The sequence below is a fragment of the Microbacterium sp. 69-10 genome (assembly GCF_001897945.1).
Classification (GTDB): Bacteria; Actinomycetota; Actinomycetes; order Actinomycetales; family Microbacteriaceae; genus Microbacterium.
In genome coordinates this window covers 26,362-33,341 of sequence record NZ_MKRT01000009.1, presented here as the reverse complement: position 1 = coordinate 33,341, position 6,980 = coordinate 26,362, and the positions used below count along the sequence as shown (strand labels likewise).

The 6,980-nt window shown below is 68.9% G+C and carries 8 protein-coding genes (1 of these 8 running past the window's edge); 6 read left to right on the top strand and 2 right to left on the bottom strand.

The window, feature by feature from the left end:
* The 6 genes from ppk1 to pstB form a co-directional block, all read left to right on the top strand.
* Window positions 1–1,312 (top strand): polyphosphate kinase 1 (ppk1, locus tag BGN97_RS04000; protein ID WP_292698250.1); only part of this gene is annotated, 1,312 nt, incomplete at its 5' end.
* Window positions 1,309–2,247, top strand: a complete 939-nt coding sequence (locus tag BGN97_RS03995) for an NUDIX domain-containing protein (protein WP_285636618.1) — start codon at window positions 1,309–1,311, stop codon at window positions 2,245–2,247. The genes ppk1 and BGN97_RS03995, both read left to right, overlap by 4 nt.
* Window positions 2,248–2,370: 123 nt before the next feature.
* Window positions 2,371–3,480, top strand: a complete 1,110-nt coding sequence (gene pstS, locus BGN97_RS03990) for a phosphate ABC transporter substrate-binding protein PstS (protein WP_292698247.1) — start codon at window positions 2,371–2,373, stop codon at window positions 3,478–3,480.
* 107 nt (window positions 3,481–3,587) lie between these two features.
* Window positions 3,588–4,523, top strand: a complete 936-nt coding sequence (pstC, locus tag BGN97_RS03985) for a phosphate ABC transporter permease subunit PstC (protein ID WP_292698245.1) — start codon at window positions 3,588–3,590, stop codon at window positions 4,521–4,523.
* Window position 4,524: 1 nt separating this feature from the next.
* Entirely contained in the window at window positions 4,525–5,616 is a 1,092-nt protein-coding gene (pstA, locus tag BGN97_RS03980) for a phosphate ABC transporter permease PstA (protein ID WP_292698244.1), read from the top strand.
* Window positions 5,617–5,641: 25 nt separating this feature from the next.
* On the top strand, window positions 5,642–6,421 hold the full coding sequence (gene pstB / locus BGN97_RS03975; RefSeq protein WP_292698242.1) for a phosphate ABC transporter ATP-binding protein PstB: 780 nt from the start codon (window positions 5,642–5,644) through the stop codon (window positions 6,419–6,421).
* 64 nt (window positions 6,422–6,485) lie between these two features.
* Here pstB and BGN97_RS18470 read toward each other — a convergent pair whose 3' ends face one another.
* Both BGN97_RS18470 and BGN97_RS18465 read right to left on the bottom strand, forming a co-directional pair.
* Entirely contained in the window at window positions 6,486–6,857 is a 372-nt protein-coding gene (locus BGN97_RS18470; protein WP_363331395.1) for an aminotransferase class IV, read from the bottom strand.
* A 2-nt stretch (window positions 6,858–6,859) separates the two neighbouring features.
* Window positions 6,860–6,980: the final stretch of an aminotransferase class IV gene (locus BGN97_RS18465; RefSeq protein WP_363331394.1), read on the bottom strand. The gene runs 353 nt beyond the window's last position; 121 of the gene's 474 nt are visible here — the last part of the coding sequence; its start codon lies off the right edge, out of view — the gene reads right to left on this strand; its stop codon occupies window positions 6,860–6,862.

The window sequence follows — 6,980 nt, the reverse complement described above, 5'->3', positions numbered from 1 at the left end:
GCCGATCCGCCTCGAGATCACCGACGACATGGACGACGTGACGCTCGAGCTGCTGATCAAGGAGCTCGACATCACCGACCAGGAGGTCTACCGCCTCCCCGGCCCGCTCGACCTGCGCGGCCTGTTCGATCTGGCCCGCATCGACCGGCCCGACCTGCGTTACCCGCCCCACCTGCCCACCACGGCGGTCGCGTTCCAGCCGGGCGACAGCAACGAGCGCCCTGACATCTTCAAGGCGATCGGCCGGGCCGACGTGCTGGTGCACCACCCGTACGAGTCGTTCGCGACCAGCGTGCAGGCGTTCCTGGAGCAGGCGGCCCGTGACCCGCAGGTGCTGGCCATCAAGCAGACGCTGTACCGCACCTCGGGCGACAGCCCGATCGTGCAGGCGCTGATCGACGCCGCAGAGGCCGGCAAGCAGGTGCTGGCGCTGGTGGAGGTGAAGGCGCGCTTCGACGAGGCAAACAACATCGTCTGGGCGCGCAAGCTCGAGAAGGCCGGCGTGCACGTGGTGTACGGCCTGGTGGGACTGAAGACGCACTGCAAGCTGGCGCTGGTGATCCGCGAGGAGGACGGCGTGCTGCGCCACTACTCGCACGTCGGCACGGGCAACTACAACCCGAAGACGAGCCGCATCTACGAGGACTTCGGGCTGTTCACCGCCGACCCGCAGATCGGCAAGGACCTCACGAGGCTCTTCAACGAGCTGAGCGGCTATGCGATCGAGAAGAAGTTCAAGCGCCTGCTCGTCGCGCCGCTGCACCTGCGCAAGGGCCTGCTGCGGCTCATCGACCGCGAGCGCCGCAACGCCGAGGACGGCAAGCCGGCGCGCGTGCGCATCAAGGTCAACTCGATGGTCGACGAGCAGATCATCGACGCCCTGTACCGCGCGAGCATCGCCGGCGTGAAGGTCGAGGTGTGGGTGCGCGGCATCTGCAGCCTGCGGGCGGACCTGCCCGGTGTCAGCGACAACATCACGGTGCGCAGCATCCTGGGCCGCTACCTGGAGCACTCCCGCATCTTCGCCTTCGACAACGACGGCGACCCGATCGTGTACATCGGCAGCGCCGACATGATGCACCGCAACCTCGACCGCCGCGTCGAGGCGCTGGTCCGGCTGTCGTCTCCCGAGCACATCCAGGAGCTGCACGACCTGTTCGATCTGGCGATGGACGACGGCACGAACTCCTGGCACCTGGAGGACGGCGCCTGGACCCGCGCGGTCGGAGACGAGGACGCCCCGCTCGTCGATCTGCAGGACCGCACGATGCTCGCCGTGCAGAGCCGCCGCCGCAAGCGAACGGTCCGATGACGGACACCGCGGTCTTCGCGGCCGGCGCGGTGGTGTGGCGCCTGGTCGAGGACAAGCTGCGCATCCTGCTGATCCACCGCACGAAGTATCGTGACGTCACGCTGCCCAAGGGCAAGGTCGACCCCGGCGAGATGCTGGCTCAGACCGCCGTGCGCGAGGTGCGCGAGGAGACCGGCATCAAGGTCACCCTCGGCGTGCCGGTCGGCGTCAGCCGGTACTGGATGCGGCCGAAGCGCCAGAAGGTCGTGCACTACTGGGCGGCGGAGGCGACGGACGAGGCCATCCGGGCGTCCAGTTTCGTGCCCAACGGCGAGATCTCCGGGGTCGAGTGGGTGAGCCTGAAGAAGGCGCGTTCGCGTCTCAGCTACCCGGTCGATGTGGAGATCCTCGACAACTTCGCACGGCTCGTGGACGACGGCGTGCTGCACACCTTCCCGCTGATCGCACTGCGGCACGCGAAGGCCGTGGGCCGCGACGGCTGGGAAGGAGCGGATGCCGAGCGCCCGCTCACCGATCGCGGCCAGCGTCAGGCGGCCGCCATCGTCGCCCCGCTGCGCGCGTTCGGCGTGCGGCGCATCGTCTCCAGCGACGCGCTGCGCTGCCGCCAGACGGTCGCACCGTTGGAGAAGAAGCTCGGCCGCACGGCGCGGGTCACCGCGAAGATCAGCCAGGATGCCTGGGAGAACGGCACCGAGGACATCCGGGCGGTCGTGGGCCGTAGGGTCCGCGCCCGCAAGGCCGCCGTGCTCTGCAGCCACGGCCCGGTGCTTCCCGGCATCCTCTCCGAGCTGGCTCTGGCGACCGGGACCATGCACGGCTCCTACGTCGACAGCGCCAGCAGCCTGGGAATGGCCGGCTTCTCGGTCGTGCACCTCTCCGCCACCAACCCCGGCTCCGGGATCATCTCGATCGAGACGCACGAACCCAAGATCTGACTCCCGCCGCGATCCGTTCACCTTCCGTTCACCCGACGGGGAGAGTCTCGTTAACCGGTCCTCCTAACGTCACTGTGTGCCCTGCACCGGGCCGCACACATCTCCCGATCGAACGGATCCACAGTGAAGATCTCCCGTATCGCCCGCATCACCGCCATCGGCGCGGTCGCCGCCCTCGCCCTCGCCGGCTGTGCCGCGAACGAGAACAGCACCCCCGCCGGCTCCGAGAAGCCGTCCTCCGGCCCGGCGCTGAGCGGCAACCTCGTCGGCGGCGGCGCCACCTCCCAGGAGGTCGCGATCGCAGCCTGGACCAAGGCCTTCCAGACCGCCAACGGCGACGTCACCGTCGACTACGACCCGCAGGGCTCCGGCGCGGGCCGCGACTCCTTCGCCGCGGGCGCCTACAGCTTCGCCGGCTCCGACCGCGCGTTCAAGACCGACGAGCTCTCCTCGATGGAGTTCAAGGGCTGCGAGGCCGACTCCCCGATCGTCGAGATCCCGGCGTACATCTCGCCGATCGCCGTGATCTTCAACCTCGACGGCGTCGACAAGCTCGACCTCGACGCCGACACCCTCGCGGGCATCTTCGCCGGCACCATCACCAAGTGGAACGACGAGAAGATCGCCGCCACCAACCCCGACGTCACGCTGCCCGACCTGGCCATCAACCCCGTGCACCGCGCGGACAAGTCCGGCACCACGGGCAACTTCACCGACTACCTGTCGGCCGCCGCAGGCTCCGTGTGGACCCACGGCTCGGTCGAGGAGTGGCCGATCCAGTCCGGCGAGGCCGCACAGGGCACCTCGGGCGTCGTCCAGGCCGTCGAGGGCGGCAAGGGCACCATCGGCTACGCCGACGCCTCGCGCGCCGGCAAGCTCGGCACCGTCTCGGTGAAGGTCGGCGACAAGTTCGTGCCGTACTCCCCCGAGGCCGCTGCCGCCATCGTCGACCACTCCCCGCTGGAGGAGCGCGAGGGCAAGGCCGACCTGGCCGTCAAGCTCGACCGCACCAGCACCGAGGCCGGCGTCTACCCGATCGTCCTGGTCAGCTATCTGATCGGCTGCGAGAAGTACGCCGACCCGGCCAAGGCCGCACTGGTGAAGGGCTTCTTCACCGAGGCGATCAGCGCCGAGGGCCAGAAGGCCGCGGCCGAGGCCGCAGGCTCCGCCCCGATCTCGGACACGATCCGTACCAAGGCACAGGCCGCGATCGACCTGATCGTCACCAAGTGACCTTCGGACGGCGGGTCGACGGCGCACAGCGTCGTCGGCCCGCCGTCTGCTCCGCATCCCGCATCCGCACGGAAAAACGCCACTCAGACGAGCGAGGACATCCCGAGATGACCCCCACTGCCACCGCGACGGTGTCGGCGAAACAGCGTCCAGGCGACCGCTGGTTCTCCGGAGCCGCGCTGTCCGCCGGCACGATGATCCTCGTGACGCTCGCCGCCGTCGCGGTGTTCCTGATCATCCAGTCGATCCCCGGCATCACGGCGACCAACGAGGACGCCTCGATCCTGAAGAGCGACTTCTGGTCCTACGTCGGCCCGCTCGCCTTCGGCACCGTCTGGGCGGCGGCCATCGCCCTGCTGATCGCGATCCCGCTCTCCATCGCCGTGGCGCTGTTCATCTCGCACTACGCACCGCGCAGGCTCGCACAGGGGCTCGGCTACATCGTCGACCTGCTGGCCGCCGTGCCCTCCGTCGTCTTCGGCATCTGGGGCATCGCCGTGCTCGCCCCGGCCGCTCTCCCGGTCTACACCTGGATGACCGAGAACCTGGGCTGGATCCCGCTGTTCGACGGCAACGCCTCCGGCCGCAACATCCTGACCGCCGCGATCGTGCTCGCCGTCATGGTGCTGCCGATCATCACGGCCATCTGCCGCGAGATCTTCCTGCAGACCCCGCCGCTGCACGAGGAGGCCGCGCTCGCGCTGGGCGCCACGCGCTGGGAGATGATCCGCATGGCGGTGCTCCCCTTCGCCCGCGGCGGCATCGTGTCCGCATCGATGCTGGGCCTCGGCCGCGCGCTCGGCGAGACCATGGCCGTCGCCATGGTGCTCTCGGCATCCGGCGGCATCACCTGGCGTCTGCTCACCGCGCAGAACCCCAACACCATCCCCGCGAACATCGCACAGACCTTCCCCGAGGCGTACGGCGTGAACATCAACGTCCTGATCGCCACGGGCCTGATCCTCTTCGTGGTCACGTTCCTGGTCAACGCCGTCGCGCGCTGGATCGTGAGCCGCCGCAAGGAATTCTCGGGAGCGAACTGACATGACCATCACCGAGAACGCCCCCGCCACGGTGCAGCTCGCGCCGTCCGCACGCATCACCAACGGGCAGCTGCCCGCCTGGTCACCGTGGGTGCTCCTGGCAGCGTCCCTGGTCGTCTCCGCCGCCGTGTTCGGCGTGGTCGCGGCCGGCGGCGGCGGATTCAACCTCGTCGGGGCGATCATCGTCGGCGTGCTGCTGTACGTCGTCCTGATCGGCGGGATCTCCTCGCTCGTCGAGGGCCGCCGCAAGGCGACCGATCGCATCGTGACGGCGCTGGTCGCCTCCGCCTTCGGCATCGCCATGGTCCCGCTCGTGTCGGTCGCCTACACCGCTCTTCAGAACGGCATCGCCGGCCTGAACGCCGAGTTCTTCTCCAGCTCCATGCGCAACGTCGTGGGCGAGGGCGGCGGTGCGCTGCACGCCATCATGGGCACCGTGCTGATCACCCTGGCGGCCGCGGTGATCTCCATCCCGATCGGCCTGCTCACCTCGATCTACCTGGTCGAGTACGGCCGCGGACGGCTGGCACGCGGCATCACGTTCCTCGTCGACGTGATGACCGGCATCCCGTCGATCGTCGCGGGTCTGTTCATCTACGCGCTCTTCGCGCTGATCCTCACCCCCGGCATCCGGATGGGCCTGATGGGCGCGCTGTCGCTGGCCGTCCTGATGATCCCGGTCGTCGTGCGCTCCAGCGAGGAGATGCTGCGGCTGGTGCCCAACGAGCTGCGCGAGGCCTCCTACGCCCTGGGCGTGCCGAAGTGGCTCACGATCCTCAAGGTCGTGCTGCCCACCTCCATGGCGGGCATCGTGACCGGTGTGACGCTCGCGATCGCACGCGTGATCGGCGAGACCGCGCCGCTGCTGGTCACCGCCGGATTCACGGCATCCATGAACTACAGCCTGACCGACGGCCGGATGATGTCGCTGCCGGTCTTCGTGTACACGCAGTACATGAACCAGGGCCTGCCCGCCGAGGCCTACGTGAACCGTGCCTGGGCTGCCGCCCTGGTGCTGATCGTCATCGTCATGGTCCTCAACCTCATCGCGCGACTCGTCGCCCGCTACTTCGCTCCGTCCAAGAGCCGCTGAGCCTGATCCAACCCGAAGGAACATCGTGTCCAAGAGCATCGAAGTCAACGACCTCAACGTCTACTACGGCGACTTCCTCGCCGTGGAGGGCGTCTCCCTCGAGATCCAGCCCCGCAGCGTCACCGCGTTCATCGGCCCTTCCGGCTGCGGCAAGTCCACGTTCCTGCGCACCCTGAACCGCATGCACGAGGTCATCCCCGGCGCCCGCGTGGAGGGTGAGGTGCTGCTGGACGGCAACGACCTGTACGGCCCCGGTGTCGACCCGGTGCTGGTCCGCCGCCAGGTGGGCATGGTCTTCCAGCGCCCGAACCCGTTCCCGACGATGTCGATCAAGGAGAACGTCCTCGCCGGCGTCAAGCTGAACAACAAGCGCATGTCGCGCTCGGACGAGGACGCGCTGGTCGAGAAGTCGCTGATCGGCGCGAACCTCTGGAACGAGGTCAAGGACCGCCTCGACAAACCCGCATCGGGACTGTCGGGCGGCCAGCAGCAGCGTCTGTGCATCGCCCGCGCGATCGCGGTCTCCCCCGAGGTCATCCTGATGGACGAGCCCTGCTCGGCGCTCGACCCGATCTCGACCTTCGCGATCGAGGAGCTCATCCAGGAGCTCAAGAACGACTACACGGTCGTGATCGTCACGCACAACATGCAGCAGGCCTCGCGGGTGAGCGACAAGACGGCGTTCTTCAACATCGCCGGCACCGGCAAGCCCGGCAAGCTCATCGAGTACGACGAGACCGCCACGATCTTCACCACCCCGTCCGTGCAGGCCACCGAGGACTACGTCTCCGGCCGCTTCGGGTGATTCTCGGCGGCTGAACGGCAGCGGCCCCTGATCGGCGAACGATCGGGGGCCGCTGGCGTCCGCCTCAGCGTGGAGACAGCAGGAAGGCGTTCAGCTCCGCCGTGAGGTCGGGATCGGATGCCAGTGGTGCGCCGTCCACGGCGGTGATCGCCACGGCCAGGCGGATGCTGGAGACCAGCCAGGCGGCATCCGCGGTCGCCAGGTCGGTGGCCGAGAGCGTCGCGTACGTCGTGCGGAAGCCGCGCGACTCCAGCAGCTCGTACACGCTGAGCTGCGTCGTGCCGTGCAGGATGCCGCCGGACGGCGCCGGCGTGAGGAACTCGTCGCCGCGGCGGATGATCAGCGATGCCGTGGGCGCCTCGAGCACGAACCCCTCGCGCGTGACGAACACGGCGTCGTCGGCTCCGCGCCGGTGCGCCTCGCGGAGCGCGGCCATGTTCACCGCGTAGGAGAGGGTCTTCGCGCCGAGCAGCAGCCACGGCGCCCGCTCCCCCGCTCCGAGGTCGTAGCCGCGGTCGAGAGTGACGACGCGCACGCCGTCGCGGCGGACCGCGGAGAA

Coding starts and splice junctions, on each gene's coding strand:
- pstA (WP_292698244.1), top strand. CDS start 4,525: ATGACCATCACCGAGAACGCCCCCGCCACGGTGCAGCTCGCGCCGTCC.
- BGN97_RS18470 (WP_363331395.1), bottom strand. CDS start 6,857: ATGGCCGCGCTCCGCGAGGCGCACCGGCGCGGAGCCGACGACGCCGTG.
- BGN97_RS03995 (WP_285636618.1), top strand. CDS start 1,309: ATGACGGACACCGCGGTCTTCGCGGCCGGCGCGGTGGTGTGGCGCCTG.
- pstC (WP_292698245.1), top strand. CDS start 3,588: ATGACCCCCACTGCCACCGCGACGGTGTCGGCGAAACAGCGTCCAGGC.